The organism is Mycobacterium sp. (assembly GCF_040398885.1).
GTDB lineage: Bacteria > Actinomycetota > Actinomycetes > Mycobacteriales > Mycobacteriaceae > Mycobacterium.
The window spans coordinates 1-26,466 of the sequence record NZ_JBBATF010000003.1 but is presented as its reverse complement, the minus strand read 5'-3'; the positions used below and the strand labels follow the sequence as shown (position 1 = coordinate 26,466).

The 26,466-nt window shown below is 70.7% G+C and carries 27 protein-coding genes; 8 read left to right on the top strand and 19 right to left on the bottom strand.

Annotated features, from left to right (window positions below; genetic code table 11):
- The 4 genes from uvrC to ADBZ5U_RS00640 form a co-directional block, all read right to left on the bottom strand.
- The coding region (gene uvrC / locus ADBZ5U_RS00655) for an excinuclease ABC subunit UvrC (protein ID WP_526261297.1) at positions 1–1,029 on the bottom strand (1,029 nt) is incomplete at its 3' end.
- Between the two features lie 9 nt (positions 1,030–1,038).
- The gene (locus ADBZ5U_RS00650) at positions 1,039–1,515 is read right to left on the bottom strand and encodes a PH domain-containing protein (protein ID WP_526261295.1); all 477 of its coding nucleotides are present in this window, start codon (positions 1,513–1,515) and stop codon (positions 1,039–1,041) included.
- Positions 1,512–1,988 carry a 6,7-dimethyl-8-ribityllumazine synthase gene (ribH, locus tag ADBZ5U_RS00645; protein ID WP_526261293.1) on the bottom strand — a complete coding sequence of 159 codons (477 nt, stop codon included), beginning with the start codon at positions 1,986–1,988 and terminating at the stop codon, positions 1,512–1,514. The genes ADBZ5U_RS00650 and ribH overlap by 4 nt, the downstream gene beginning before the upstream one ends.
- Entirely contained in the window at positions 1,985–3,256 is a 1,272-nt protein-coding gene (locus tag ADBZ5U_RS00640) for a bifunctional 3,4-dihydroxy-2-butanone-4-phosphate synthase/GTP cyclohydrolase II (RefSeq protein WP_526261291.1), read from the bottom strand. The genes ribH and ADBZ5U_RS00640 overlap by 4 nt, the downstream gene beginning before the upstream one ends.
- A gap of 192 nt (positions 3,257–3,448) precedes the next feature.
- On the opposite strand from ADBZ5U_RS00640, the gene ADBZ5U_RS00635 reads away from it, so the two are divergent.
- Positions 3,449–4,717, top strand: a complete 1,269-nt coding sequence (locus tag ADBZ5U_RS00635; RefSeq protein ID WP_526261289.1) for an FAD-dependent oxidoreductase — start codon at positions 3,449–3,451, stop codon at positions 4,715–4,717.
- A complete protein-coding gene (locus ADBZ5U_RS00630) occupies positions 4,717–5,673 on the top strand; it encodes a glycosyltransferase family 2 protein (RefSeq protein ID WP_526261287.1) in 957 nt (318 codons plus the stop codon). The genes ADBZ5U_RS00635 and ADBZ5U_RS00630 overlap by 1 nt, the downstream gene beginning before the upstream one ends.
- A 424-nt stretch (positions 5,674–6,097) precedes the next feature.
- On the opposite strand, the gene ADBZ5U_RS00625 is transcribed toward ADBZ5U_RS00630, so the two are convergent.
- Together ADBZ5U_RS00625 and ADBZ5U_RS00620 are read right to left on the bottom strand one after the other, a co-directional pair.
- Positions 6,098–6,736: a riboflavin synthase gene (locus tag ADBZ5U_RS00625; RefSeq protein WP_526261285.1), complete on the bottom strand. Its 639-nt coding sequence runs from the start codon at positions 6,734–6,736 to the stop codon at positions 6,098–6,100.
- A gap of 4 nt (positions 6,737–6,740) precedes the next feature.
- Positions 6,741–7,304 (bottom strand): GNAT family N-acetyltransferase, encoded by a 564-nt coding sequence (locus ADBZ5U_RS00620; RefSeq protein ID WP_526261283.1) that lies wholly within the window; start codon positions 7,302–7,304, stop codon positions 6,741–6,743.
- Here ADBZ5U_RS00620 and ADBZ5U_RS00615 point away from each other — a divergent pair.
- The 4 genes from ADBZ5U_RS00615 (at position 7,303) to ADBZ5U_RS00600 (ending at position 11,681) form a co-directional block, all read left to right on the top strand.
- Positions 7,303–8,004 (top strand): LppX_LprAFG lipoprotein, encoded by a 702-nt coding sequence (locus tag ADBZ5U_RS00615; protein WP_526261281.1) that lies wholly within the window; start codon positions 7,303–7,305, stop codon positions 8,002–8,004. The genes ADBZ5U_RS00620 and ADBZ5U_RS00615 overlap by 2 nt on opposite strands.
- Positions 7,965–9,557 carry an MFS transporter gene (locus ADBZ5U_RS00610; protein WP_526261279.1) on the top strand — a complete coding sequence of 531 codons (1,593 nt, stop codon included), beginning with the start codon at positions 7,965–7,967 and terminating at the stop codon, positions 9,555–9,557. The genes ADBZ5U_RS00615 and ADBZ5U_RS00610 overlap by 40 nt, the downstream gene beginning before the upstream one ends.
- A gap of 84 nt (positions 9,558–9,641) precedes the next feature.
- Positions 9,642–10,682: an ABC transporter permease gene (locus tag ADBZ5U_RS00605; RefSeq protein ID WP_526261276.1), complete on the top strand. Its 1,041-nt coding sequence runs from the start codon at positions 9,642–9,644 to the stop codon at positions 10,680–10,682.
- A 3-nt stretch (positions 10,683–10,685) separates the two neighbouring features.
- Entirely contained in the window at positions 10,686–11,681 is a 996-nt protein-coding gene (locus ADBZ5U_RS00600) for an ABC transporter ATP-binding protein (protein WP_526261274.1), read from the top strand.
- Here ADBZ5U_RS00600 and ribD read toward each other — a convergent pair.
- The 10 genes from ribD to ADBZ5U_RS00550 all read right to left on the bottom strand — a co-directional run bounded on the left by ribD (position 11,678) and on the right by ADBZ5U_RS00550 (position 22,341).
- Positions 11,678–12,706: a bifunctional diaminohydroxyphosphoribosylaminopyrimidine deaminase/5-amino-6-(5-phosphoribosylamino)uracil reductase RibD gene (gene ribD / locus ADBZ5U_RS00595; RefSeq protein WP_526261272.1), complete on the bottom strand. Its 1,029-nt coding sequence runs from the start codon at positions 12,704–12,706 to the stop codon at positions 11,678–11,680. The genes ADBZ5U_RS00600 and ribD overlap by 4 nt on opposite strands.
- On the bottom strand, positions 12,703–13,404 hold the full coding sequence (rpe, locus tag ADBZ5U_RS00590; protein WP_526261338.1) for a ribulose-phosphate 3-epimerase: 702 nt from the start codon (positions 13,402–13,404) through the stop codon (positions 12,703–12,705). The genes ribD and rpe overlap by 4 nt, the downstream gene beginning before the upstream one ends.
- Positions 13,405–13,466: 62 nt before the next feature.
- Positions 13,467–14,855: a transcription antitermination factor NusB gene (locus tag ADBZ5U_RS00585; protein WP_526261270.1), complete on the bottom strand. Its 1,389-nt coding sequence runs from the start codon at positions 14,853–14,855 to the stop codon at positions 13,467–13,469.
- Positions 14,852–15,781 (bottom strand): methionyl-tRNA formyltransferase, encoded by a 930-nt coding sequence (gene fmt / locus ADBZ5U_RS00580; RefSeq protein WP_526261268.1) that lies wholly within the window; start codon positions 15,779–15,781, stop codon positions 14,852–14,854. The genes ADBZ5U_RS00585 and fmt overlap by 4 nt, the downstream gene beginning before the upstream one ends.
- A 17-nt stretch (positions 15,782–15,798) precedes the next feature.
- On the bottom strand, positions 15,799–16,335 hold the full coding sequence (locus tag ADBZ5U_RS00575) for a LemA family protein (RefSeq protein ID WP_526261266.1): 537 nt from the start codon (positions 16,333–16,335) through the stop codon (positions 15,799–15,801).
- The gene (locus ADBZ5U_RS00570; RefSeq protein ID WP_526261264.1) at positions 16,329–18,146 is read right to left on the bottom strand and encodes a DUF2207 family protein; all 1,818 of its coding nucleotides are present in this window, start codon (positions 18,144–18,146) and stop codon (positions 16,329–16,331) included. The genes ADBZ5U_RS00575 and ADBZ5U_RS00570 overlap by 7 nt, the downstream gene beginning before the upstream one ends.
- On the bottom strand, positions 18,143–20,092 hold the full coding sequence (locus ADBZ5U_RS00565; protein ID WP_526261336.1) for a primosomal protein N': 1,950 nt from the start codon (positions 20,090–20,092) through the stop codon (positions 18,143–18,145). Before ADBZ5U_RS00565 ends, ADBZ5U_RS00570 begins: the two co-directional genes overlap by 4 nt.
- A gap of 76 nt (positions 20,093–20,168) precedes the next feature.
- Entirely contained in the window at positions 20,169–20,819 is a 651-nt protein-coding gene (locus ADBZ5U_RS00560; RefSeq protein WP_526261262.1) for a VWA domain-containing protein, read from the bottom strand.
- A 103-nt stretch (positions 20,820–20,922) separates the two neighbouring features.
- Positions 20,923–21,522, bottom strand: coding sequence for a TetR/AcrR family transcriptional regulator (locus tag ADBZ5U_RS00555; RefSeq protein WP_526261334.1), 600 nt, complete (start codon positions 21,520–21,522; stop codon positions 20,923–20,925).
- A 63-nt stretch (positions 21,523–21,585) separates the two neighbouring features.
- Entirely contained in the window at positions 21,586–22,341 is a 756-nt protein-coding gene (locus ADBZ5U_RS00550; RefSeq protein ID WP_526261260.1) for a lysoplasmalogenase family protein, read from the bottom strand.
- On the opposite strand from ADBZ5U_RS00550, the gene ADBZ5U_RS00545 reads away from it, so the two are divergent.
- Positions 22,313–23,269 carry an alpha/beta hydrolase gene (locus ADBZ5U_RS00545; protein WP_526261258.1) on the top strand — a complete coding sequence of 319 codons (957 nt, stop codon included), beginning with the start codon at positions 22,313–22,315 and terminating at the stop codon, positions 23,267–23,269. The genes ADBZ5U_RS00550 and ADBZ5U_RS00545 overlap by 29 nt on opposite strands.
- Before the next feature lie 65 nt (positions 23,270–23,334).
- Complete coding sequence (locus ADBZ5U_RS00540; RefSeq protein WP_526261256.1) at positions 23,335–23,721, top strand: hemophore-related protein; 387 nt, start codon at positions 23,335–23,337, stop codon at positions 23,719–23,721.
- 61 nt (positions 23,722–23,782) lie between these two features.
- On the opposite strand, the gene metK is transcribed toward ADBZ5U_RS00540, so the two are convergent.
- The 3 genes from metK to rpoZ form a co-directional block, all read right to left on the bottom strand.
- A complete protein-coding gene (metK, locus tag ADBZ5U_RS00535; RefSeq protein ID WP_526261254.1) occupies positions 23,783–24,994 on the bottom strand; it encodes a methionine adenosyltransferase in 1,212 nt (403 codons plus the stop codon).
- A 15-nt stretch (positions 24,995–25,009) separates the two neighbouring features.
- A complete protein-coding gene (coaBC, locus tag ADBZ5U_RS00530; RefSeq protein ID WP_526261252.1) occupies positions 25,010–26,284 on the bottom strand; it encodes a bifunctional phosphopantothenoylcysteine decarboxylase/phosphopantothenate--cysteine ligase CoaBC in 1,275 nt (424 codons plus the stop codon).
- 21 nt (positions 26,285–26,305) lie between these two features.
- Positions 26,306–26,466, bottom strand: a 161-nt coding sequence (gene rpoZ, locus ADBZ5U_RS00525; protein ID WP_526261332.1) for a DNA-directed RNA polymerase subunit omega, incomplete at its 5' end; no start/stop codon positions are given.

Here is a 26,466-nt window from a genome sequence, read left to right as displayed (position 1 = left end):
GCCCAATCCGGCTTCGGGCGGGCCGCCCAATCCGGCTTCGGGCGGGCCGCCCAATCCGGCTTCGGGCGGGCCGCCCAATTCCGCTTCAGCGCCGTAGAACTGGGTGAGGAACTGCTCCACCAGGGCCGCCTCCGAGGACTCCCCCGGGTCACCGGGCTTCTCGATGATCCAGCCGCGCTGGCCCCGCACCCGGCCCCCCCGGACGTGGAACACCTGAACGGCGGCCTCCAGTGCGTCGTCGGCGAAGGCCACCACGTCGGCGTCGGTGCCGTCGCCGAGCACCACGGCCTGTTTCTCCAGGGCCCGCCGCAGCGCCCCGAGGTCGTCGCGCAACCGCGCCGCGCGTTCGAAGTCCAGTTGGCCGGCCGCGGCGGTCATCTGGCGTTCCAGTTCTCGGGCGAACCGGTCGGTCCGGCCGGAGAGGAAGTCGCAGAAGTCCCCGACGATCCTGCGGTGCTGCTCGGGGCTCACCCGGCCGACGCAGGGCGCCGAGCACTTGTCGATGTAGCCCAGCAGGCACGGCCGCTCGATCTGGCTGTGCCGCTTGAAAACTCCGGCCGAGCAGGTGCGGGCCGGGAAGACCCGGGTCAGCAGGTCGAGGGTTTCGCGGATCGCCCAGGCGTGCGAGTAGGGCCCGAAGTAGCGGACCCCTTTGCGGCGCGGCCCGCGGTAGACCATCAGCCGGGGGAACTCCTCGTTGAGCGTCACCGCCAGCACCGGATAGGACTTGTCGTCGCGGTACCGGACGTTGAACCGCGGATCGAACTCCTTGATCCAGTTGTACTCGAGTTGCAGCGCCTCCACCTCGGTGGTCACCACGGTCCACTCGACCTTGGCCGCCGTGGTCACCATCTGGCGGGTCCGCGGGTGCAGGCCGGCGATGTCGGCGAAGTACGACGTCAGCCGGCTTCGCAGGCTCTTGGCCTTGCCCACGTAGAGAACCCGGCCGTGCGGGTCGGAGAACCGGTAGACGCCCGGCTCGATCGGTATGGACCCGGGCGCCGGTCGGTAGCTGGCGGGATCGGGCACGTTCCCAGGTTAGTACCGGCTGGGTTCCGCCGGTTCGGGTCGGTACCGGGCCATCAGTTCCCGCACGGTGTCCATCGCCCCGACCGCGCGGTCCCGGTCGAAGGACTGGATCGCCAGCACCGGAACGTACTCGTAGGCCGGCAGCTCGACCCGGGGCCAGCGCTTGCCCGCCGGGAAGGAGACGCCGACCACGTCCGACCAGGGAATGAGTCTGTCGTCGAGGATGTTTCGCACCGACAGGCCGGACGGTCCGACCCGAAGCCTGGGCCTGGTCGCCAGGACCACGACGGCGGCGGCCAGAACAACGGCCACACCGGCATAGGCGATCTGGTCGACGGTCCGGATTAACGCCCCCTGGGAACGGTCATTGGACACGCCAACCAGGATCCCGGCCAGCCCGAGCGGGACCGCCACGGCCCAGGCCAGCCTCGGCAGCATCCGCGGCCGGAACTCGGCGTCCCAGACCCCGTTGCCGTCCCGGGTCATGCGCGCAACCGGCGCAGGGTCAGCGCGGTGGACAGTGCCGCGGCGGTCGCCTGCGCCCCCTTGTCCTCCGCCGATCCCGGAAGGCCGGCGCGGTCGACGGCCTGGCGTTCATTCTCGGTGGTCAGGACGCCGTTGGCCACCGGGGTGGCGGCGTCCAGCGACACCCGGGTCAGGCCCTGGGTGACGGCGTCGCAGACGTAGTCGAAGTGCGGTGTCTCACCGCGGATCACCACCCCGAGTGCCACCACGGCGTCGTGGGTGCGGGCCAACTCCTGGGCGACGACCGGGATCTCTATCGCCCCGTGCACCCGGATCACCGTCGGGTCGGCGACACCACAGCTCTCGGCCACCCGCCGGGCCCCCTCGAGCAGGGCGTCGCAGATCTGCGGGTGCCAGGTGCTGGCCACGACGGCCAGGCTCACGCCGGAGGCGTCCATCTCCGGGACGGCCGGAACACCGGAGCCGCCACTCACCGCGCGCCGCCGAGATCGCCGGGCAGGGAGGGGTCGAACTCCTCCAGGCCGGCAAGCTCATGACCCATCCGGTCGCGTTTGGTCTTCAGGTAGCGGATGTTCTCGGAATTCGCGCGCACCGGAAGCGGCACCCGCTCGATCACCTGCAGCCCGTAGCCGTCCAGGCCGACCCGCTTGGCCGGGTTGTTCGTCAGCAGCCGCATGGTCCGCACACCGAGGTCCACCAGGATCTGCGCGCCGGTCCCGTAGTCCCGGGCGTCGGCGGGCAGGCCGAGTTCGAGATTGGCGTCGACGGTGTCCGCGCCGGCGTCCTGCAGCTGGTAGGCCTGCAGCTTGTGCATCAATCCGATGCCGCGGCCCTCGTGGCCCCGCATGTAGAGCACCACCCCGCGGCCTTCGTCGGCGACCATGGCCATCGCGGCGTCCAGTTGCGGACCGCAGTCGCAGCGCCGGGATCCGAAGACGTCACCGGTCAGGCATTCAGAGTGCACCCGGACCAGCACGTCGCGCCCGTCGTTCTGCGGCCCGGCGATGTCGCCGCGGACCAGGGCGACATGCTCGACCTGCTCGTAGATGCTGGTGTAGCCGACGGCACGGAACACCCCGTGCCGGGTCGGGATCCGCGCCTCGGCGATGCGCTGGACATGCTTCTCGTGCTTGCGCCGATACTCGATGAGGTCGGCGATCGAGATCAGTGCCAGGCCGTGCTCGTCGGCGAAGATCCGCAACTCCTCGGTCTGGGCCATGGCGCCCGCGTCCTTCTGGCTGACGATCTCGCAGATCGCGCCGGCCGGCTGCAGGCCGGCCATCCGGGCCAGGTCGACGGCGGCCTCGGTGTGGCCCGGCCGGCGCAGAACCCCGCCGTCCTTGGCCCGCAGCGGCACCACGTGACCGGGCTTGGTGAAGTCGTCCTGGGCGCTGCACGGATCGGCCAGCAGTCGCATGGTGGTCGCCCGGTCGGATGCCGAAATACCCGTTCCCACACCGTTTCTGGCGTCAACGGTGACGGTGTAGGCGGTCCCGTGCTTGTCCTGGTTGACCGCGTACATCGGCAGCAGGCCCAACCGGTCGCAGATGGCGCTGTCCAGCGGCACGCACAGATAGCCGGAGGTGTAGCGGACCATGAAGGCCACCAGATCCGGGGTCGCCTTCTCGGCGGCGAAGATCAGATCGCCCTCGTTCTCGCGGTCCTCGTCGTCGATGACGACGACTGCCTTGCCCGCGGCGATGTCGGCGACCGCCCGTTCGACGGTGTCCAATCTCGTCATCGTATGGCGCCTAACTGCCTGTTGCCGGCCGGATCCGTTCGGGAACCCCCCGAGCGATATTGCTGCACACAGTATGAACCACGCTGCGGCGACGGCCCTTATGCAGGCCGATCCCGGGGATCCTGCGGAGGTGGCCGCGGTATCGCACCGCGCGACGTGACCGGCCGTCGCGACGTAACCTGACCCCCGACCATGCAACACGTCTCGTCCCGCTCCGCGAGCCCGCCAGGCCGGCCGGCCGCAATCGTGCTCGGTGCCGGCATCCAGGGTGTCGCGGCAGCGCTCGCACTGGATCGGGCTGGATGGCACGTCGAGTTGGTCGATCGCGCACCCGCTCCACTCCTTGGAACCAGCCGGTCAGGCGAAGGCAAAATCCACCTCGGCTACGTCTACGGCAATGAGCCCGGGCGTGCCACGGCGGGCTTGATGGTGGAGGGCGCGGTCAGCTTCGCCGAGTTGCTCGATCAGTGGCTACCACGACCCCTCGACTGGGCTGCCCTGCGGTCGGAGCGGTTCACCTACGCGATTCTCGCCGACTCGATGGTGTCTCCGGAACAGCTCGGCGAGCACTACCGATGGGTCGATGACGCGGTCACGGAGCGATTCGACCACGGAGCCAGTTACGCAGGTGCACGGTTCTTCTCGCGAGCACAGCAGCTTCCCACTCCAGGCTCCGGCGGTTTCTCCGGTGACGTCGTCGCGGCGTATCGAACTTGTGAGATCGCCGTCGATCCCGAACGACTTCGAGCCAATCTCATGGCCGGCCTTCACGAACGTGGCATCAACTGCCTTTCGCGCAGCGTCATACAAGGTGTCGAACGCGCGCCACACGGCTTCAAGGTCACTGCCACCAATGACGACGGAACAGTGATGACCCGGTGTGCGGACGCGGTGATCAACTGCCTGTGGGAAGGCCGACTCGCCGTCGACGCCACGATGGGGGTTCACTCGCCGCGGTCGTGTTTCTACCGGTTGAAGTATGCGGTCAACGCCACGATGGATCCCCGGCGCACGCAACGCCTGACGACTACCTTCGCCCTCGGCCCATTCGGAGACGTGGTCTGTCGCGGTGATGGCCGCGTATACCTTTCGTGGTATCCCGTCTGTCTTGCCGGAACGAGTGCCGATCTCGAGCCGCCCGCGTCGTGGCGCCCGGCGCTCGACGACCCCGACACCACCGAGGCCGGCCGGGACATCGCGGCAGCGACCGTGGCGGCGCTTGCCACGCGGATCGAAGCTCTCCGAGGCGTGCGGATCGATTCGGTGACTGCGGGTGTGGTTGTCGCCTGGGGTGAGAGCGACATCGATCAGCCGGACAGTGAGTTGCACCAGCGGCACGCCATCGGTGTTCACGATCACGACGGATACATTTCTGTCGATACCGGCAAACTGACCACAGCGCCGCTGTTCGCCGCCCGGGTCGCCGAAGTGCTGGGATCCCATGGACGTCGGTCGGGCTGATGGCGCCGACCGTCACCGTCGCGATCCCCCTGCATGGCTCGGCGCCCTGGGTCGACAACGTCGTGGCGAATGTGCGGGCGTTGCCGGCGATGGTGACCGAGATCCTCATCTCCGACCAGACATGCCTCGACGACGCCGCCGATCGACTGCGGATCCGGTTGGCGGACGACCCGAGGGTCGCCGTCCTCGCCGAAGCAGCCGGGCTGGGATTCGCCGCGCACTACCAGCTGCTGTTGGAGACGGCCGGTGGAGAGCTGTTCATGTGGATGCCGCACGACGACATCTTCGACCCCGGCTGGGTGCCGATACTGGCCGCCGCCTTGGCTTCGCACCCGCAGGCATGGCTGGCGTTCGGGCAATTGCGGTTCGTCCACATCGACGGCGTCACTCCGATGGCGCGTCGATGCTTTCCCTTCCGGCCGGGGCAGATCTCCGGTGCGGCAGCCGTACGGATGATGGCAGGCGGTTGGGCCGGGTTTGCGTTCAGAGGACTGTTCAGGCGCCACGAGGTGTTGACGGCGGGTCTGCGAATGGAACCGGAGACGACGATGCTCGCCGTCGACACCGACTGGGTGTTCAAGGTTGCATTGCGTTCGGCTCTGGTCTACGACGACCGCGTGCTCACCCGGAAACGCGCGTATCCGGGCAGCACTTCGACGACGCCGTCATGGCGGAGCCAGCGCCGGGGCGACGAACGGCAGGCAGCGGTCGCACTGCTCTTGCGCCACGGCCCGAGTGGCCTGACAGGCTTCGCCATGCGCTCTCTGGCGAGAGTGACGGGCCTCCCGGCGCGCTCCCGCGCGCGGATCGCACGTGTCGTTCCATCGTGGGCCAAACCCGCGATTCGCACTCCGTTGACGGCCGACTGGCGGTATCGACGCCGTGGCCACCTACCCCAGTTGAATCGGCCAGGTCACCTCTCCGGCGACTCGCGCCACCGCAACCATCGACCGTGAGGGTGGGCGAACCCCAATAGGTGCGTCCCGACCTCCCCCCTGCGCCACGTCCGCAACCCCACCGCCGTCAGGGCTCCGTGGTCAGCTCAGAAACGGCCCGTCGTACGGCTGGGATCACCACCTGGCGGGACTTGCTCGATAGGTCTAACCTCCGGTGATGACGTTGCCCGGCAGAGCGGTCGGCGCTGCGGGAGCTTTCACCCCCGGTTCGTAGGACGGAGCCCAACTCGTCGTCGGTGAACCCTCTTTCTGCAGTGGTGCAGGAGTTGTCTGACACCCCACCAACATTGCTGCGCCAATCGACAGTCCACCGATCAACACGCCCGCACGCCGCATAACCATTGCGTTCATAGTTTCGCTCCTAACGAACGATGTCCGCATACCCAAAACCGCGCCGCTCAAACCATCACCGCCTGGCCGTGATTCACGGCCAGGGTGATGATCGAGGGCTATCAGTGCTGCTAGAGCCGTGTTTGGCGGACAGTAACCGTTCCACGTATTTGGCGATCACGTCGACTTCCAGATTCACCGGCGTCCCCGGCCGGGCCCCGCCCAGCGTGGTCGTCGCAAGGGTGGTGGGAATCAGCGACACCTCGAACCAGTCGTCGCCGACGGCCGACACGGTCAGGGACACCCCGTCGGCGGTGATCGAGCCCTTCTCCACCACATAGCGGGACAGCGCGGCCGGCAGGGAGATCCGCACCACCTCCCAGTGCTGCGAGGGGGTGCGCGAGAGCACCGCCCCGGTGCCGTCGACGTGGCCCTGGACGATGTGCCCGCCCAGCCTGCCGTTGACCGGGGCCGCGCGCTCCAGGTTGACCGGGCCGCCGGGCGTCAGCGCCGCCAGGCTGGACCGGTTCAGCGTCTCGGCCATCACGTCGGCGGTGAACCGGCCGTCACCCGGCACCTCCGCCACGGTCAGGCACACCCCGTTGACGGCGATCGAATCCCCATGGCGGACATCGGAAGTCACCAGCGGACCCCGGATGGTCAACCGCGCGGAGTCCCCGAGGTCCTGCACGCCGACGACCTCGCCGAGTTCCTCCACGATGCCGGTGAACATCGGCCTAATCTAGCCGCTTCTCGCCGTGGAAGGCCGCCGCCGGATTGTCGTTGAAGTTCCCGACCCGGCGGTAGCCGGCCGTCTCGTAGAACGCCTGGGCGTGCGGTTGGCGGTCGCCGGTGTCCAGCCGGGCGACCCGGTAGCCGATCTCGCGGGCGGCGTCCTCCAGTGCGGCCAGCAGCGCCCGCGCCACCCCGGACCTGCGGGCCTGCGGCACCACGTACATCCGCTTGATCTCGCAGGCGCCGTCCGGCAGGCGCTTGAGGCCGCCGCCGCACACCGGCACCCCGTCGCGGTAGCCCACCAGGTAAGTCCCGCCCGGCGGCCCCAATTCGCCAGGACCGGCCTTCGGCATGTCCGGGGCCTCGAGGTCCAGGCCGTCGTACAACACCCGCATCTCGGCCACCATGGCCGACACCAGATCCGCCGCGTCGCCCGTGCCCGCCGCGACACGCCGAAATTCCAGGTCACCGGTCATGTGCTCAGTGATATCGACCCGGTCACGGGCGCGCAACCCCGGCCGCGCCGCCGCCGGGCGCCGACGGTGACCCACTACGATGCTGGGCATGTCGACGATCCGCCGAATGATTGCCGTTCTCACGGTCCTGCTGGCCGCCGCTGTGTTCACCGCGTTCACCTCGGGCTGTTCGAAGAAGGCAGCCGAGCCCCTGCCCGAGGCGGCCGGACTGGTCCAGCAGTCCGTCGCCGCCACCAAGGCGCTCAAGAGCGCGCATCTGGACATCGCCGTCGCGGGCAAGATCGAGGGCCTGCCGGTCAAGACCCTGTCCGCCGACCTGACCAACGTGCCGGCCACCGCCGTCGCGGGCAACGCCAAGATCACCATGGGCGGCTCGGACCTGGACGCCGAACTGGTGGTCCTCGACGGCACCCTCTACGCCGCGCTGACCCCGAACAACTGGCTGGACATGGGCCCGGCCGCCGAAATCTACGACCCCTCGGTGATCCTCAACCCCGGCACCGGACTGGCCAACATGCTCTCGGCCCTCACCGAGGCCAGGTCGGAGAGCTTCGAGACCATCGGCGGGGTGCCCGCCGTGAAGATCTCCGGCAAGGTCACCGCCGACGCGGTCAACAAGCTGATCCCCCAGCTCAAGGCCGACGGCCCGCTGCCGGCCACGGTCTGGGTCGAGAAGAACGCGCCGAATCGACTGGTGCAGGCGCAGATGGAGCAGAGCGCCGGTAACACCGTCTCGCTGACACTGTCGGAGTGGGACAAGCCGGTCACCGTCACCAAGCCGGCGGTGTGATGCCGCAGGCCCTCACCACGACCCGCACCGAACAGCCCGCTCGCAGCCGGCGGATCGCGATCGGGGCCGGCAGCCTGGCCGTCCTGCTCGGGGCGCTCGACACCTATGTCGTCGTCACGATCATGGTCGACATCATGCGGTCGGTCGGCATCCCGATCAACAAGATCCAGCAGGTCACGCCCATCATCACCTGGTACCTGCTGGGTTACATCGCGGCGATGCCGCTGCTGGGCCGGCTGTCGGACCGGTTGGGCCGAAAGTTCGTGCTACAGGCCAGCCTGCTCGGCTTCGCGCTGGGTTCGGTGGTGACCGCGCTGTCCAACGACCTGATCACAATGGTGATCGGCCGGCTCATCCAGGGCGTCGCCAGCGGCGCCCTGCTGCCGGTCACCCTGGCACTGGCCGCCGACCTCTGGTCGGCACGAAGTCGGGCCGCGGTGCTCGGTGGAATCGGCGCCGCGCAGGAACTGGGCAGCGTGCTGGGACCGCTCTACGGCATCGGTGTGGTTTGGCTGCTCAAATCCGTGATTGACGAACCGTGGCGCGGCGTCTTCTGGGTCAACGTCCCGCTGACATTGATCGCGATGGTGCTGATTCATGTCAGCCTGCCCTCCCACGAGCGCAGCCCGGAGCCCGAACGCGTCGACGTGGTGGGCGGCGTGCTGCTCGCCGTCGCCCTCGGGCTGGCGGTGTGGGGCCTGTACAACCCGGCCCCGGACGGCAAGCAGGTGCTGCCGAGTTACGGCGTGCCGATGGTCCTCGGCGCGGTCGCCGCCGCGATCGCCTTCGCGGTGTGGGAGCGCTTCGCCCGCACCCGGCTGATCGAACCGCACGGCGTCCGGTTCGGTCCGTTCCTGTCGTCGCTGGGCACCTCGATGTGCGCCGGCGCCGCGCTGATGGTCACCCTGGTCAACGTCGAACTGTTCGGCCAGGGCGTGCTGGGCAAGGATCAGATCGGGGCCGCGCTGCTGCTGCTGCATTTCCTGATCGCCCTGCCGATCGGCGCGCTGCTGGGCGGCTGGCTGGCCACCCGGCTGGGCGACCGGCCGGTGGCGGTGGCCGGGATGCTGATCGCCGCGGCCGCCTACTGGCTGGTGTCCAAGTGGGGCCTCGACGTGCTTTCGGCACGCCACCACATCGGGGGACTGTCCCTACCGGTGTTCGACACAGACCTGGCGCTGGCCGGCTTCGGACTGGGCCTGGTGATCGGGCCGCTGACCTCCGCCGCACTGCGGGTGGTGCCGTCGGCTCAGCACGGCATCGCCTCGTCGCTGGTGGTGGTGGCGCGGATGACCGGCATGCTGATCGGCGTCGCCGCGTTGAGCGCCTGGGGCCTCTACCGGTTCAACCAGATCGTCGCGACCCTGCCCGCCGCCACCGGTGACAACCTGGCCGCCAGGGTCGCCGCCGAAGCCCAGCGCTACCGCACCGCGTTCGCCATCCAGTACGGGTCGATCTTCTACATCACCACCATCGTCTGCCTGGCCGGCGCGGTGATCGCGCTGTTCATCGGCGGCCGCGACACCCGGGCCGTCGATGAACAACCCCACTGAACTTGCCTCCGATTGCAACGAATTGGCACAACCTTCGCCAGCCGGCCCGGCGGGTCGGTAACCTCGCCCCATGCCGGGGACGACGTGCTGACCGCGGCGCTGCGCGACCTGCAGTGGCGCAAGCGCCGATTCGTGATCGCCATCGTCGGAACCGGTCTGGTGTTCGCCATGACTCTGGTTCTCACCGGACTGGCCAACGGCTTCCGGGTGGAGGCCACCCGGACCGTCGACTCCCTCGGACTTGATTCCTACCTGGTGAAGTCCGGGGCGACCGGCCCGTTCCTGGGGTCGTCGGCGTTCCCGGCCGCCAAGGTCGAGGTTTCCGGCGCCAAGGTGGCCGTACCCCTGGTATACGGCAGCGCGTCCATGCCGGACGACAAGGGATCGGCCCGCAGCGTCAACGTGTTCGGCGCCCCGGAGAAGGGGCCCGGGATGCCCGCGATGATGCAGGGCCGGGCGCCCTCGGAAGCACACGAGGCGGCCGTGTCCAGCACCATGGGCCGGCCGATCGGCGGGACGGTCGAAATCGGTTCGCGCAACCTGGAAATCGTCGGAATCGTCGACGACTCGACCGCACTGGCCGGCCAGTCCAACGTGTTCCTCACCGTCCCCGGTGCGCAGAAGCTGCTGTTCTCCGGGCAGTCGCTGATCTCGTCGATCGGCATGAAGGGGTCACCGGAGCGGGTTCCCAGCGGCTACAAGCTGGTGAACCGCGCCGGTGCGGTCGACGACCTGTTGCGCGCCCTCACCGGGGCCAGGCAGGCGATGAGCCTGATGGCCGGGCTGCTGTGGGTGGTCGCCGCGATGATCGTCGGCTCGATGATCTACATGTCGGCCCTGGAGCGCACCCGTGACTTCGCGGTGTTCAAGGCCGTCGGGGTGCCCACCCGGTCCATCCTGGCCGGGCTGGCCATGCAGGCCGTCATCGTGGCCGTCCTGTCGGCGGTGCTCGGCGCCGTGCTGTCGGTTCTGCTCGGCCCGCTGTTCCCGATGCGGGTGGACATCCCGCAACTCGCGTTCATCCTGCTTCCCGTCGTCGCCGTCACCATCGGGGTGCTGGCCAGCCTTGCCGGGCTGCGCCGGGCGGTCGTCGTCGATCCGGCAATGGCATTCGGAGGGCCCTGAGTCATGGCAGATCTTCGGATCAAGGATCTGGTCATGGAGTACTCCAGGGGCCAGGACACGGTGCGACCCATCGACGGCCTCAACCTCGACATCGAGGCGGGCTCACTGGCGATCCTGCTGGGCCCCAGCGGATGTGGGAAGACGACGCTGCTGTCCTGCCTGGGTGGGATTCTCAAGCCGACGGACGGCCGCATCGAGTTCGGCGACGTCGACGTGACCGCCCTGGACGCACAGCAGCTGTCGGACTACCGGCGCAACACGGTGGGGATCGTCTTCCAGGCATTCAATCTGGTGTCCAGCCTGACGGCGATGGAGAACGTCATGGTGCCGATGCGGGCGGCGCACATGGGCCGCAAGGAGTCCCGCGAGCGGGCGGCCGAACTGCTGGCCAGGGTGGGCCTCTCCGCGCGGATGCACCACCGGCCCGGCGACATGAGCGGCGGCCAGCAGCAGCGGGTGGCGGTGGCCCGCGCGATCGCACTGGACCCGCCCCTGCTGATCGCCGACGAGCCGACCGCTCACCTGGACTACATCCAGGTCGAGGAGGTGCTGCGGCTGATCCGTGAACTGGCCACCGGGGAACGGGTGGTCGTGGTGGCCACCCACGACACCCGGATGCTGCCGCTGGCCGACCGGGTCGTCGAACTCGTCCCCCACCTCTCGGCCACCGACCACGAGCCGGAGACGATCCGGCTGGCGGCCGGCGAAGTGCTGTTCGAACAGGGCACCATGGGAGACTCGATCTTCATCGTCTCCGAGGGGGAGGTCGAGCTGTTCCGCGAATTGCCCAGCGGGTCAGAAGAATTGGTGAAGGTGGCCGAGGAGGGCGACTACTTCGGCGAGATGGGACCGCTGTTCGCACTTCCCCGTTCGGCCAGTGCCAGGGCGCGATCCGATGCCACGGTGGTCAGCTACACGGTGCAGTCTTTCCGGGAACGCCTGGGCGCCGGCGGTTCTCGCGACCTGATCGAACACAAGGCGTTGCAGGTCAACGACTAGAACTGCCCGGGCACCATGGAGATCAGCAGGTCGGGTCCGATCGGTTCGACGCTCTCATAGCGCCAGCGCAGGGCGCTGCCGATGCTGTCCACCCCAACGTCGTCGACCGCCGTCACCGGGCCGCCCAGCAGGATCGGGGCGACGTAGGCCAGGATCCGGTGCACCAGGCCGGCCCGCAGGAAGGCGCCGGCCAGCGTGGGGCCGCCTTCCAGGAGCACGTCGGTGCGGTCGGCCAGCGCGCGGATGACCTCGTGCGGGTCGTGGGTGCGCAGCGTGACGGTGGGCGAATCCGCATTGCGCACATTGGATTCCGCCGGGATCTCGCGCTCGCCGACCACCACCCGCAGCGGCTGGTGCGGCGCGGGAGTCCCGTCGGGAAGCCGGGCGGTCAGCGTCGGGTCGTCGACGAGGACGGTGCCGGTCCCCACCACGATGGCGTCCGCCCCGGCGCGGCGTCGGTGCACATCCGCCCGCGCCGCCTCGCTGGTGATCCACTGCGAGGAGCCGTCCGCGGCGGCGCTGCGGCCGTCGATGCTGGTGGCGAACTTCCAGGTGACGTGGGGCAGGCCGGTCCGCTGTTTGTGCAGCCACTCCCGCAGTGGGCCGGCGGTCACCTCCTCGGCGCACAGGCCCGCGTCGACCGCGACCCCGGCGGCGCGCAACCGGCCCGCGCCGCCCGCCGCGAGCGGATTGGGATCGGCGACGGCGTAGACGACGGCGGCGATGCCGGCCCGCAGTAGTGCGTCGACGCACGGGCCGGTGCGGCCGTGGTGGTTGCAGGGCTCCAGGGTCACCACCGCGGTTCCGCCGGCCGCCCGGTCTCCCGCGGCGCCCAGCGCCACCACCTCGGCGTGCGCCCCCCCGGCCGGTTCGGTGGCGCCGACTCCGGCGACCTCGCCGTCGGCGCCGAGGATCACCGCTCCCACGGGCGGATTCGGGTAGGTGCCGCCTCTGACCGACTGGGCCAGCCGCACGGCCGTCGCCATGGCCGACAGCACCCGCGCGTGGTCCGGGGTTGGAGTCATACCCGAAGATGCGGCGAGCGGGACCCGGCCTGCCGGCGCAGCGACTCCACCGCGGCGGCCGGGTCCCCGGCGCCGTACACCGCCGACCCGGCCACGAAGCAGTCCACGCCGGCTTCGGCGGCCTGCTCGATGGTGTCGGCGTTGATCCCGCCGTCGATCTCGATGAGGATCCTCAGATCGCCGGAGTCGACCATCCGGCGCACCCGCGCCACCTTGGAGAGCACCTCCGGGATGAAGCTCTGCCCGCCGAAACCGGGCTCGACGGACATCACCAGCAGCGTGTCGAAGTCGCGCAGGATCTCCAGGTAGGGCTCAACCGGGGTGCCCGGTTTGACCGACAGGCCGGCTTTGGCGCCGGCGGCCCGGATGTCGCGGGCCACCGCGACCGGGTCGTCGGTGGCCTCGGCGTGGAAGGTGACGTTGTGCGAGCCGGCCTCGGCATAGCCGGGCGCCCACCGGCCGGGGTCGGTGATCATCAGGTGGCAGTCCAGTGGGATGTCGGTGGCCCGCAGCAGACTTTCCACGACCGGAAGACCGAGCGTCAGGTTGGGCACGAAATGGGCGTCCATCACGTCGACGTGCAGCCAGTCGGCGCCCCCGACGGCCGCGGCCTCCTGTGCCAGTCGGGCGAAGTCGGCGGACAGTATCGACGGGGCAATCATCGGCCTGGTCGGTGTCGCCCGGCTCGGTGTCGTCATGGGCGGTGGTGCCATGGCCCTCACCTTAGGCCGTCCGGAGTCCCGGCGATCGCATCGAGTCGTCACGTCTCCTTGCGAAGGGCAGCGGCGAACATCGCATCGGTGCCATGCCGGTGCGGCCACAACTGGACGTGCGGGCCGGAGCCGAGGTTCTCGGCGGGGCGAAACAGCGGGCGGGTGTCCAGGGCGGTGACGGGGTGGCGCCGCAGGGCGTCGGTGACCACCCCGACGGTTTCGGCCAGGTGCGGCGAGCAGGTCGCGTACAGCACCACCCCGCCGGGCCGGGTCAGCCGGACGGCTGCGGCGAGCAGTTCCCGTTGCAGCTTGGCCAGTGCGGGCACGTCCGCCGGGGTGCGCCGCCAGCGGGCCTCCGGGCGGCGGCGCAGCGCGCCGAGTCCGGTGCAGGGGGCGTCGACGAGCACCCGGTCGAAACCTCCCGGCGGCAGCGGGGGTTCGCGCCCATCGGCCCGCAGCACCTGCACCGGCAGTCCGGCGGTGTTCTGCTCGACCATGTCCGCGCGCCGCGGATTGGGCTCGACGGCGGTGACCGCGCCGCCGTGCTCGGCGGCGATGGCCGCGATGAGCGCGGTCTTTCCGCCGGGACCCGAGCACAGGTCCAGCCAGCGGCCGGTGTCGGCGCCGATCAGCGGAGCCAGGGTCAGCGCACGCGCCACCAACTGGCTGCCCTCGTCCTGGACCAGCGCCCGACCGTCGCGCACCGCGGCCAGTTGTCCGGGGTCGCCGCCGCTCAGGTAGACCGCATAGGGCGAGTAGCGTCCGACCACCCCGCCGGCCGCCTCGGCCAGGTCGGCGGCGGCCAGCACGCCGGGCCGCGCGGCCAGGTGCACGCCGGGACGGGCGTCGTCGGCGGCCAGGGCGGCGTCCAGTTCGCCGGCGTCGGCGCCCAGTGCGTCGGCGAAGGCCTGGGCGATCCACCGGGGATGGGCGTGGGTGAACGCGGCGTGGCCGACCGGGTCGGCTGTCGCCGCCGGCGCCAGTTCGGCCGTCCAGGAACTCTCGTCGCGGCCGGCGATCTTGCGCAACACGGCGTTGACGAATCCTGCTCGCGCCGAGTCGAATTCGACTCCCGCCTGCTCGACGGTGGTGGACACCGCGGCGTGCGGGGCGACGTCGGTGCGCAGCAACTGGTAGGCGCCCAGCCGCAGCAGGTCCAGCAGGACCGGGTCGATCTGTTCGACCGGGCGCCCGGCCGCCGAGGCGATGACGGCGTCCAGAAGCCCGCGGCAGCGGCAGGCGCCGTAGGCAAGTTCGGTGGCGAAAGCGGCGTCGCGGCCGGTGATGCCCCGCTCGGCCAGCAGCGCGGGCAGGACCAGGTTGGCGTAGGCGTCCCGCTCGGCGACCGCACGCAGCACGTCGAACGCGGCCCGCCGCGCCGGGTCCAGTCGGGCGCGGGCCGGGCGTCGGCGACCGCCGGGAGGTGGTGCGTTCACGACGCGCACGTCCCTTCGTCCAGGTGGGCCCCGCGCGCCCAGTCCGCGGCGGCCATCGGCTTCTTGCCCGGTGGCTGCACCTGGCCGAGCGCCACCGGCGCCGAACCGGTGCCCACCCGCACCGTCTTACGGTCGGCTCGAATCACCCCGGGCGGCAGTGGATCGCAGTCCTGCTCCACCCGCACCGGGCCGAGTTTGACGCGCAGATCCCCGATCATGGTCCAGGCACCGGGATCCGGTGTGACGGCCCTGATCCGGCGGTCGACGGCCTGGGCGGGCAGATCCCAGCGCACCCGGGCCTGTTCGACGGAGATCTTCGGGGCCACGCTGATCCCCTCGCCCGGCTGGGCGACGGCGCTCAGCGTGGCGTCGGCGATGCCGTCCAGGGTCGCCTCCAACAGGCCCGCGCCGGAGATCGCCAGCCGGCCCAGCAGTTCGCCCGCGGTGTCGTCCGCCCGGATCGTCTCGGTGACCACGCCGTACACCGGCCCGGAGTCCAGGGCCGGTTCGATGAGGAATGTCGTTGCGCCGGTGACGGTGTCGCCGGCGGCGATCGCGGCCTGCACGGGTGCGGCTCCCCGCCAGGCCGGCAGCAGGGAGAAGTGCAGATTGATCCAGCCGTGCGCCGGCACCGCCAGCAGTTCGGGGCCCAGCAGCGCGCCGTAGGCCACCACGGCGCAGCAGTCCGGGGCCAACGCGGCGAGTTCGGCCACGAACTCCGGCGAGTTCGGGCGGTCCGGCCGCAGCACCGGGATGCCGGCCTCGAGGGCGAGGCGGGCCACCGGTGACGGCGCGGGCCTGCCGCGCCGGCCGGCGGCGGCGTCGGGCCGGGTGAGCACCGCGATGACGTCGTGGCGCGGTGAGTCGATCAGCCGTTGCAGTGACGGGAGTGCCGGGGCGGGGGTGCCGGCGAAGACGATTCGCATAGCGCTGGACGACCGGCCTACTCGGGGACCTGGTAGTAGTCCCGCTCCCCCACTCCGGCCATGCCGGCGAGGAACATCCACGGGATGGTGCTGCGCAACCTGTTCACCGTCGCCGCGGAGTCGTTGTAGTACTGACGTGCGAAGGCCAGTTTGTCCTCGGTGTCGGCGAGGTTCTGCTGCAGGTTCAGGAAGTTGTCCGACGAACTGAGCTGCGGGTAGGCCTGGCCCAGCGCCAGAACCTGGCCGACCGCCGAATCGAACCGGTGTTCCGCCGAGCTGCGTTGTGCCACGGACCTTCCGGCCGTCGCCGCGGTCAGCGCGGTCTGGGCTTCGGCGATGTGTTGCAGCACGGACTTCTCGTGGGCGGCGAATCCCTGGACGGCGCCGACCAACCCGGGAATCAGGGCGGCCCGCCGGGTCAACTGGACGTCGACGCCGCCGAGCGCTTCATCGGCGCGGACATCGGCCGCACGCAGTCTGTTGTATCCGACGACGAATCCCGCCAGGACCGCGACCGCGACGGCCAGCGCCAGAATCAGCAACCAGGTCACCATGAACCGCCTCCTCCTCCGCCTCCTCCTCCGCCGCCGCCACCGCCACCGCCGCCGCCGCCACCGCCGCCACCGCCGCTTGACGACGAGGACTGCGCCGCGGTGTAGGCGCTGATCGACGAGGACAGTGCCGAGTCGAAGCTGTCGAAACTAGCACCCCCGGACGACGAGGACGTCCAACTGGTGGGCGACGAGGCGTGATACCAACCGGGGTCCGGGGCCGGCCGGCCGGTGGCCGCCTGGTACTTCGCCGCCCACAAGGCCGCCGCGCCGCCCGCTACCGCGAAGGGGATGTAGGCGGTGTAGAGGTCCTTGCGGGCGGAGAAGTCGAAACGCGACTCGGCGGAGTCGGTTGCCAGCATCCGTTGGAAGCCGCCGGCCTCCGACCACAGCTGTCGCCCTGCGGGGCTGCGCCGCAGACCCACGCCGGGCTTCCATGCCGGGATGGAGAACAGGAAGAAGACCGCAAAAGGCAAGCCCCACAGGGTGATCGGGAAAAACCAGCCCACGAAACCGCCGACGGCGAGGATCAGCGCCGCGATGTTGAAGAGGCGCAGCCACTTCTCCCTGCCGCGTTTGACCATCAGACCGCCGTCCAGCGCCCACTGCCTGACGGCGGTGGCCATGTCCACCTTGGCGCGGTCGAGTTTCCGGCCGGCGCTGACGGTGCCGTTGGCGTGGAAGGTTCCACCGGGGTGGTGAAGATCCAGCGCGGACCCGACCGCTACGCCCACCGGGTCGACCTCGGCCCACGCGCCGGCGTCGCCGACGCTGCGCACCGTCCACGATTTGCGCCCGTGTTGCTGCAACGAAAGCAGTCCGCGGTCAGCCAGGTGGAACAAGGTGGCCGTGAGGCCGTGCGACGGCACTTCCTCGGTGCGGATGTATTCGCACTGCACCGGACCGAGACCCTCGGGCGGGGCGTACTGAAGCGGGAAGCCCGGTGCCGGCTCCCTGGTGGTCCGCGACCACAGGAAGGCGCCCAGTCCCGCGGCGGCGGTCAGTCCGAGCAGCCACGCCGCGACCCGGACCGACCGCCCGAGCACCGGATCCCAGCGCGCCGCCCACGGCACACCCGCCCGCGGCGGGGTGGTGGTCTCCGTGCCGGCGCGCACCGTGACGGGAGTTCCGGGTTTCAGATCGACGGCGGACAGACGCACGGTATTGCCGTCCACGGCCAGGCCGGTGCACGGTTGGCCCACGCCAGTGCCGACTGAGCACTGCGCGCCGGGTACCGGTCCCGGCAACCGGACGGTCACCTCCGCCCGGTCTATGCGGTTATTCCAGCGCGCCACCACATTCCAGAAGAAGACCGACGGGGCCCGACCGTCACCGACAGCGGTTGCGAAGGTCTTGGTCTGGCCGGTGGCTCCGGGATCGAGCGCGCCGGGAACGCTGTAGCTGATCCGGTAGACATGGCTGCCCGGGCTGACGTAGCGGCCGGGGTCGCCGATCTTGGCCACCACGATGCGGCCCCGTTCCCGGGTCAGCACCTCGTAGGGCTCCGGCCGGCCGTCCAGGGACACCCCGGTGATCCGCGGTTCCTGGCGCACGCGCGGGTCGTTGGGATTGCTTATGTCCCAGAACCGGAAGATGCCGTGCCGGAAGATCGGGAATTCGGCAGTGACCGTCTCGGTCACCTGCACGAGTCCTTCTCCGTCGACGACGAATTCGGCCCGCAGACTCGAGATGGACACCGGGTCGTCGACCGGGGACCCCGACGACGCGCCGGTGAACACCGCCGGCCAGAGCAGGCCGAAGGCGACCAGCAGCACGGGGAACAGTCGCGCGAACGTGCGCCCGGCCCCGCTCATCCGATGTGCAACGGGTCGATCTGCACCCGCACCGCCTCGTGGTCCTGCCGGGCGCTGTGGACGGCGGTCGCCTGCCGCAGCGCGCCGGCCATGAGCAGCCCCTCTTCCCCGCGCACCCGGATCAGCATGCGGATGGCCGGCTCGCCGGCCGGGGTTGCCGGCGGGCGGCGAACACCCGGCGGCAGGTCCACCGGCCCGAGCAGATCGGCGTCGCCTGGCAGCGCGGCCTGCTCGATGAGCGCGGCGACCGCGCCCGAGGCGCCGTCGACGGCGGCCATGTGCACCGCCGGCGGAAGCCCCACCGAGGTCCGTGCGGCCAGTTCGGCGTCGGCGTGGCCGACCGGGTCCCATTTGATGAGCGCCTGAACGGTCGGGATGGCCGAATCCGCCACGACGGCGACCACGCCGCCGTCGCCACGGGAATGCACCTGCGACGCGGCCGCCATCCAGCGTCGCAGGGTGTCCTCCCCGGCGCGGAGATCCTGCCGTCCCAGAAGCGACCAGCCGTCGAGCAGCAACGCCGCACCGTAGCCGCCCGGCGCCCGAGGTTCGGCACCCGGGGTTGCCACCACCAGCGCGGGGCCGGGACCGATGGTGCGGTGCACCGCGTCACCGGCGGAGGTGATCACGGCGATACCCGGGAAGGCGCGGCCCAGTTCCTCCGCGGTGCGCCGGGCCCCGACGATCACGGCCCGGATGGCGTCGGCTCCGCACCGCCGGCAGCGCAGCGCGGAGTCGATGCGACCGCACCACCGGCACACCGCTCCGTCGGCGTCGCGGTCGGACAGCGACAGCGGGCCCATGCACTGCCGGCATCGCGCGATGGTCCGGCAGCGGCCGCAGGCCACCGACGGCAGGTAACCGCGGCGGGGAACCTGCACCAGGACGGGGTTACCGCGATCGAGTGCGGCCCGCGCCGCCCGCAGCGCCATCGAGGGCAGCCGGGCGGTGCGCGCCGCCGCATCGCGTTCCTCCGCGTGCCCGTCGTCCTCGAGGGCGATGACGCGCGGGGCACAGGCCCGCACCACCGGCCTGGGTGCCACCAGGTCATGTGCCCAGCCGCCGGCCACCAACGCCTGGGCCTCGGCGGTGCGGGAGTGACCACCGACGATCGCCGCGCATCGCAGCTGGTGGGCACGCAGCATCGCCACCTCGCGGGCGTGCGGGTAGGGAGCACGGGGTTCGGCCAGGGTGTCGTCACCGTCGTCCCACACCATCATCAGCCCGAGGCGGTCCACCGGGGCGAACACCGCACTGCGGGTTCCGATCACCAGTCGGGCCTGTCCGCGCAGCACCGACAGCCAGCGCCGGTACCGGGCGGACGGACCCAGTCCGGCGGCCAGCGCCACCACCGCGGATTCGTCGATCAGCGCGGTCGCCGCCTGCCAGAGTTCGTCGACGTCGCGCTGATCCGGGACCACGGCCAGCACGCCGTGGCCGCCGGTGACGGCCGCGGCGGCTGCCTCGGCCAGCCGGTCACACCAGCTGTCGCCGGGCAGCGCCTGCCAGACCGCCCGGGCGGCCCGTCCCTCGCGCAGCGCCTCGAGGTATCTCTCGCCCCCGCTGTAGCGGCTCCAGCCGGCCGGGTCGAACGGCTTGACGACCGGCACCGGCGGGGTGGCGGCGCTGAGGGCCTTCTCGGCGCCGGCGTGCCGCGGCGGGACCGCCAACCGAAGCACGTCGGGCCGGGTGCCGGCGTAGCGGGCGGCGACCGCGTCGACCAGACGGCGCACCTCGGCGGTGAGCACCGGTTCGGCGGAGATCACCCGGTCCAGCCAGCCGAGCCGGCCCACGTGGTCGGTGTCGCAGCGACGTTCCAGGAGGAACGCGTCCACCAGCCGGCCGTGGAAACGGACCCGCACCCGAACGCCGGGTTGGGCGTCGTCGGACTGCTCCTCGGAAACCAGGTAGTCGAACTCCCGGTCCAGGTGCGGCACAGACAGCATGGGCAGCACCCGGGCGATCGGTTCGTGTTCGGCGGCGCGCCGGCCCGCTGTGCTCACCAGCCCCCATCCGGTCTGATTACGGCCGCTTTCGCCGCGCGGCGTCGCGCTCGGCTTGCTGGAAGACTATCGACGCCGCCGGGGCGTTACCGCGGGCCCGCTTGCGGGTGCTGTAGGCCGACACCGCCGACCAGGCACCTCCCACCGCATCGGCGTCGGCGTCGTAGGTGATCGACTTGCCCGGGGCGAACCCGAGGTTGGTGCCGACCTCGACGGCGTCCATGTTGGCGCCGAGGAACACGAAGTCCCAGCCGTAGATGCTTTCCTGCTGGCTGATCAGGGCGCGCACCGCCTCACCGGTCCACTCGGTGCTGGCGTTCTCGTGTCCGTCGGTCATCACCAGCACGGTCACTTCGCCGGGACGCTCACCCTCGGGCAGCGCGGCCAACCCGGCTCCGATCTCGGTGACGAACCGGCCGATTGCGTCGAGCAGTGCGGTCATACCGCGGGGTTCGAGTCGCAGTGGCGGTACGGCGTCCACCGGGCGGTCGGCGTAGACCGTGTCGTAGCGGTCGTCGAACTGGGCCAGCGTGACCAGCGTGGTGCCGGCCTGCCCGCGTTCCGTGGCGATATAGGAGTCGAATCCGCCGCGCATGTCCGAGGCGATGCACGCCATGGATCCGGAGCGGTCGAGCAGAGCGGCGATCAGGGTCTTGTCGGAGTCGGTCATTTCAGTTCCCCCTCGGGTTTGTCGATGGTTCGACGTTAACCGGGGGGTCTGACATTGACGCCGCGGCGGCGGCCCCGGCGCGGCTTGCACGCACGACGGCGGGTCAGGCGACCGCCGGAACCAGATTCACCAGTGCCTGCCGGGCGGCGGGAATCCGCCGGTTCCCGACGGACTCGCGACAGGCCAGGTCGGCGGCGGCGAGCACGAGGATGCGCGCGGTCTCCAGAGGATGTGCGGTGCCGGCGAGGTCGGTGGCCAGGATCCGGCTCGCCTGCCGGTTGCGGCTGTCGACTTCGGCGGCGACGGCCGGCTCCGTTCGGGCCTCGAGAAGCAGTGCCCGGACACCGGGCAGGGCACGGCAGGCGTCCAGAAACATGAGCAGGCGCCGCCTTGCGCGCTCCGGTCCGGGCTCGTCGCCGGCCGTGCCGTCGGCCACCTGGGCGAACACGGTCTCGTGGAACCAGCGGTGCAGTGCGACCAGTAGCGCGGCACGGTCCGGGAAGTGGACGTAGAAGGTGCCCTTGGCGTGACCGGCCGCCGCGGTGACATCGCCGACGGACAGTGACCGCAACCCATCGGCCTCGGCGAGTCTTATTGCGGCATCGAGGATTTCCAGGCGGGTGGGGTGGTTCTCGTCAGCCCGACTACCGGGCCCGCGCCGCCGGGGCGGGGCGGAATCCCCTGACTGCGCCAACCCTGGCATCACGAGCCCGACAGTACATGACCTCCCGTTCATGTAAACCCGGCCGTTTGCCGCTGTGATGGTTCACCGCCGTGATTGTCCGTCGGCGCGGGTGCGGCCGAAGAACAGACCTGCCGTGATCAGGACGACGGCGGCCGCGTACACCCACCAGATGGCCGGCTCCAGGGTCTGCGACCCGAGCACGAACCGACCCACCCCGATCATGCCGTCGGACACCGCGAACAGCAGCGCGCCCAGCGCCGTCCACACCGTGGGCAGCCGCGCCAGCAGTGCGGCGCACACCATGACGCCCAACACGACCATGTAGACGATGACCGGAACGGTCATCCCGGCGGACACCAGCTTGGGCCAGAACCGCGTCAGCATGCCCAGGATCGCCGCGACCAGCGCCGCGATCAACACCCACCGCCCGGCGGTGACGCCGCCGCGCAACGGCCACAGTGTCGCGATGAAGCACAGGTGCGCCACCAGGAACGACCCCAGGCCGAACACGAACGCCGGTTTCCACCACGGGACGGCCAGGAAGAAATCACCGGCGGCGGACAGCAGCAGCGCCGCCACCAGCCACCGTCGCTCCCGGACGACGGGGTGGAACAGCGCCGCCACGGCCAGCAGGACCGCCATCGACATCTTGGCCACCGGTTGGGCCGCGAACCGGCCGGTGAGGTCCGATCCGGCCGGCAGCCGCAACCAGGTGAGGGTCAGGAAGAGGCCGTAGCCGGCAGCGGCCACCACACCCGCGGCCCACCAGGCCCGAACCCGCGGCGGGGCACCTGCGTACCGTGGGCCCATGGCCGGAAAACCACCCATCGACGACATCCTGCAGAAGGTACTTGAGATGGTCCCGTTCCGACTGACGGTCGACGGCGGCGTCGAGGAAGCCCGTCGCCGGCTGCGCGACTTACCCCGGCGCCGGCTGCACGAGGATCTGCGCGTGGAGGACGGCAGCATCGGCGGCCCGGCCGGGCCGATACCGGTGCGGGTGTACTGGCCGGAGGACGACGCCGGAGCCGGACCGCATCCTGTCGTCGTGTACTTCCACGGCGGCGGATTCGCGCTCGGCGACCTGGACACCCACGACGCCACCTGCCGCCAGCACGCGGTGGGGGCCGGCGCCGTGGTGGTGTCGGTCGATTACCGGCTGGCCCCCGAGCATCCGTATCCGGCCGCCGTTGAAGACGCGTGGGCGGCCACCTGCTGGGTGGCCGAGCATGCCGGCCGGTTCGGGGCCGACGGCTCCCGGCTGGCGGTGGCCGGCGACTCCGCGGGCGGCACGCTGGCCGCTGTGGTCGCCCAGCGGTCCCGTGACCGGGTTCGGGCCGGCGGCGGCGGCCCCGCGGTGGCCTTCCAACTGCTGTGGTACCCGCCGACGATGTGGGACATCTCACTGCCGTCGTTCGCCGAGAACGCCGACGCGCCGGTACTCGATCACGCCGCCGTCACCGCGTTCACCACCTGGTACGCCGGCCACCTGGACCCCGCCGACCCGCCCCCCGATCTGGCACCCGGGCGGGCCGCCGACCTGGTCGGGTTGGCGCCGGCGTATGTCGCGGTGGCCGGGCACGACCCGCTGCGTGACGACGGTATCCGCTATGCCGAATTGCTGGACGCCGCCGGTGTCCCGGTGGAGTTGCACAATGCCGAGACGCTGGTCCACGGCTATCTCGGCTACGCGGGCGTGGTGCCGGCGGCCACCGCGGCCGCCGACCGCGGTCTGGCGGCGCTGCGGGCGGCGCTGGAGCGGTAACGTTTGCCGCGCCGGAAACGACAGGCAACAATGACAGCTAACGTCCCAACCTGGAGGAATAAGGCATGACAACCGGTCAGACCCGGCGCTCCCACCGCGCCTGTATCGGCAGCATCGTCGGCGGAATCGCGCTGGCCGGCCTGGCGGCGCCCACTGCGTCGGCGGAACTGGACTGCAGCCCCGCCGGGGTCGACAACGCTGTGGCGTCGGTCACCCAGCAGGCGAGGGCCTACATGAGCTCCCACCCGCCGGTCAGCAGGGTACTGATGCAGGCCGCCGGGCAGTCGCAGAGCCAGGCCGCGCAGACCATCACCGCCTACGCCAGCTCCAACCCGCAGGAGTACGGCGAGTTCAAGGCCATCCTGACCCCGCTGAGCACCCTGCAGAACCAGTGCGGCGTGTCGGTGATCCCGGCCGAGTACCAGTGGGCTTTCAACCAGTTCATCGGCTGACCCGAACGACGGCGAAAGCGGCTCACGTCCCCGGACGTGAGCCGCTTTTCACGTGTGCCGTCTAGACCGAGGCTTTGAGGTCCTCGACCTTGTCCAGCCGTTCCCACGGCAGGTCCAGTTCGGGACGGCCGAAGTGCCCGTAGGCAGCGGTCTGCGCGTAGATGGGACGCAGCAGGTCCAGGTCCCGCACGATCGCCCCGGGCCGCAGGTCGAACACCGCGCTGATCGCCTTCTCGATGCGGTGCGGGTCGACGGTCTCGGTGCCGAAGGTCTCCACGAACAGGCCCACCGGGGCGGCCTTGCCGATGGCGTAGGCGACCTGGACCTCGACCCGCTCGGCCAGGCCCGCCGCGACGACGTTCTTGGCCACCCAGCGCATGGCGTAGGCGGCCGAGCGGTCCACCTTGGACGGGTCCTTGCCGGAGAAGGCGCCGCCGCCGTGGCGGGCCCAGCCGCCGTAGGTGTCGACGATTATCTTGCGGCCGGTCAGGCCGGCGTCGCCCATCGGGCCGCCGACGACGAACTTGCCGGTCGGGTTGACCAGCAACCGGTAGTCGGAGACGTCCAGGCTCTCATGGGCGAGGTCCTTGAGGACCGCCTCGACGACGCTCTTCCGGATGTCCACGGCGAGTTGGTCTTTCCAGTCGATGCTTTCCGAGTGCTGGGTGGACAGCACCACGGTGTCCAGCCGGATCGGGGTGGTGCCCTCGTACTGGATGGTGACCTGGGTCTTGCCGTCCGGCCGCAGATAGTCCAGCGTGCCGTTCTTGCGGACCTCGGTGAGCCGGCGAGAGAGCCTGTGCGCCAACGCGATCGGCAACGGCATGAGTTCGGGGGTGTCGCGGATCGCGTAGCCGAACATCAGGCCCTGGTCCCCGGCGCCCTGGGCGTCCAGTGGGTCGTCGGCGCCCTCGACCCGGGCCTCGTGCGCCTTGTCGACGCCCTGCCCGATGTCCGGGGACTGCCGGCCGATCCCGATGTTCACCCCGCAGGAGGCGCCGTCGAAGCCCTTCTCCGAGGAGTCGTAGCCGATCTCGAGGATCCGGTGGCGGACCGTGTCGGTGATGTCGGCGAAGGCCTCCTTGGCCGAGGTCGTCACCTCGCCGACGACATGAACCTGACCGGTGGTCACCAGGGTCTCCACCGCCACGCGGGACTTCGGGTCCGACCGCAGCAGTGAGTCGAGCACCGAGTCGCTGATGGCGTCACAGATCTTGTCCGGATGACCTTCGGTCACCGACTCGCTGGTGAACAGCCGACCGTTATCGCTCACAGTGCCAATCCCCTATCAATTACCGTCTCGATTGCCGTTGCCGCCGCGCAGGAACGCCGCGATCGCGTCCACGATACGGCTTGCCATCACCGTCTTCGAACCGTGCTCCAGTGCCACCTCGGTGCCGTCGGAGCCCAGCAGCCAGCCGTCGTTGCTGTCCACCTCGAAGGCGCGGCCGTCCCCGACGGCGTTGACCACCAGCAGGTCGCAGGCCTTCCGCTGCAGCTTCGCCCGGGCGTGGAACAGCACGTCGCCCGCCGAGTCGCCGGTCTCCGCCGCGAACCCGACGACGGCCCGCATGTTCGGCAGGCCGCCCTCGGCGCGTTGGCGCACCGCCGAGGCCAGGGTGTCCTCGGTGCGCACCAATTCGACGGTGGGCCCGACAGCAGATCCTGCAACGTCCACGGCGGTCTTCTTGATCTTGCTGGCGGCGGCGTGGACGGGCCGGAAGTCGGCCACCGCAGCGGCCATCACCAGCACGTGCGCCTCCGGAGCGTGCTTGCCGACGGCCTCGTGCAACTGGGCGGCGGACGTGACGCTGAGCACGTGCACGCCGGCCGGGTCGGGCAGTCCGGCGGTGTTGCCGGCGATGAGGGTGACCTCGGCGCCGCGCTGGGCGGCCACCCGGGCCACCGCGTAGCCCTGCTTTCCCGAACTGCGGTTGCCGATGAACCGCACCGGGTCCAGCGCCTCACGGGTCCCGCCGGCGGTGACCAGGAATTTGACCCCGTGCAGGTCGTAGGGCATCGCGTCGCCGCGGGCCAGCAGCAGTTCGGCGAAGGTGGTGATCTCCTCTGGCTCCGGCAGCCGTCCCGGTCCGGTGTCGGCACCGGTCAGCCGGCCCGACGCCGGCTCGAGGACCACCGCACCGCGGCGGCGCAGGGTGGCCACGTTCTCGGCGGTGGCCGGATGCAGCCACATCTCGGTGTGCATGGCCGGCGCGAACAGCACCGGGCACCGCGCGGTCAGCAGGGTCGCGGTCAGCAGGTCGTCGGCCCGGCCGACGGCGGCGCGGGCGAGCAGATCGGCGGTCGCCGGCGCCACCACGACCAGATCGGCCTCCTGCCCGAGCCGGACGTGGGGCACGTCGGGAACATCCTCGAAGACGCCGGTGTGGACCGGATGACCGGACAGCGCCTCGAAGGTGGCCGCGCCGACGAAGCGCAGCGCGGCTTCGGTCGGAACGACCCGGACCTCGTGGCCGGCCTCACAGAGTTGCCGCACCACCGAGCAGGCTTTGTAGGCCGCGATGCCGCCGGCGACGCCGACGATGATCCGCTTCGGGCTCATGGCAGAGCCGCCCTCGCGCGGCTACTCGCCCTCGGTGTGTTCGAGGAGGTCGCCGTGGATCTCCCGCAGCGCGATCGACAGCGGCTTCTCCTGCAGGCCCGGCTCCACCAGCGGCCCGACGTATTCCAGGATGCCCTCGCCGAGTTGGTTGTAGTAGTCGTTGATCTGGCGGGCGCGCTTGG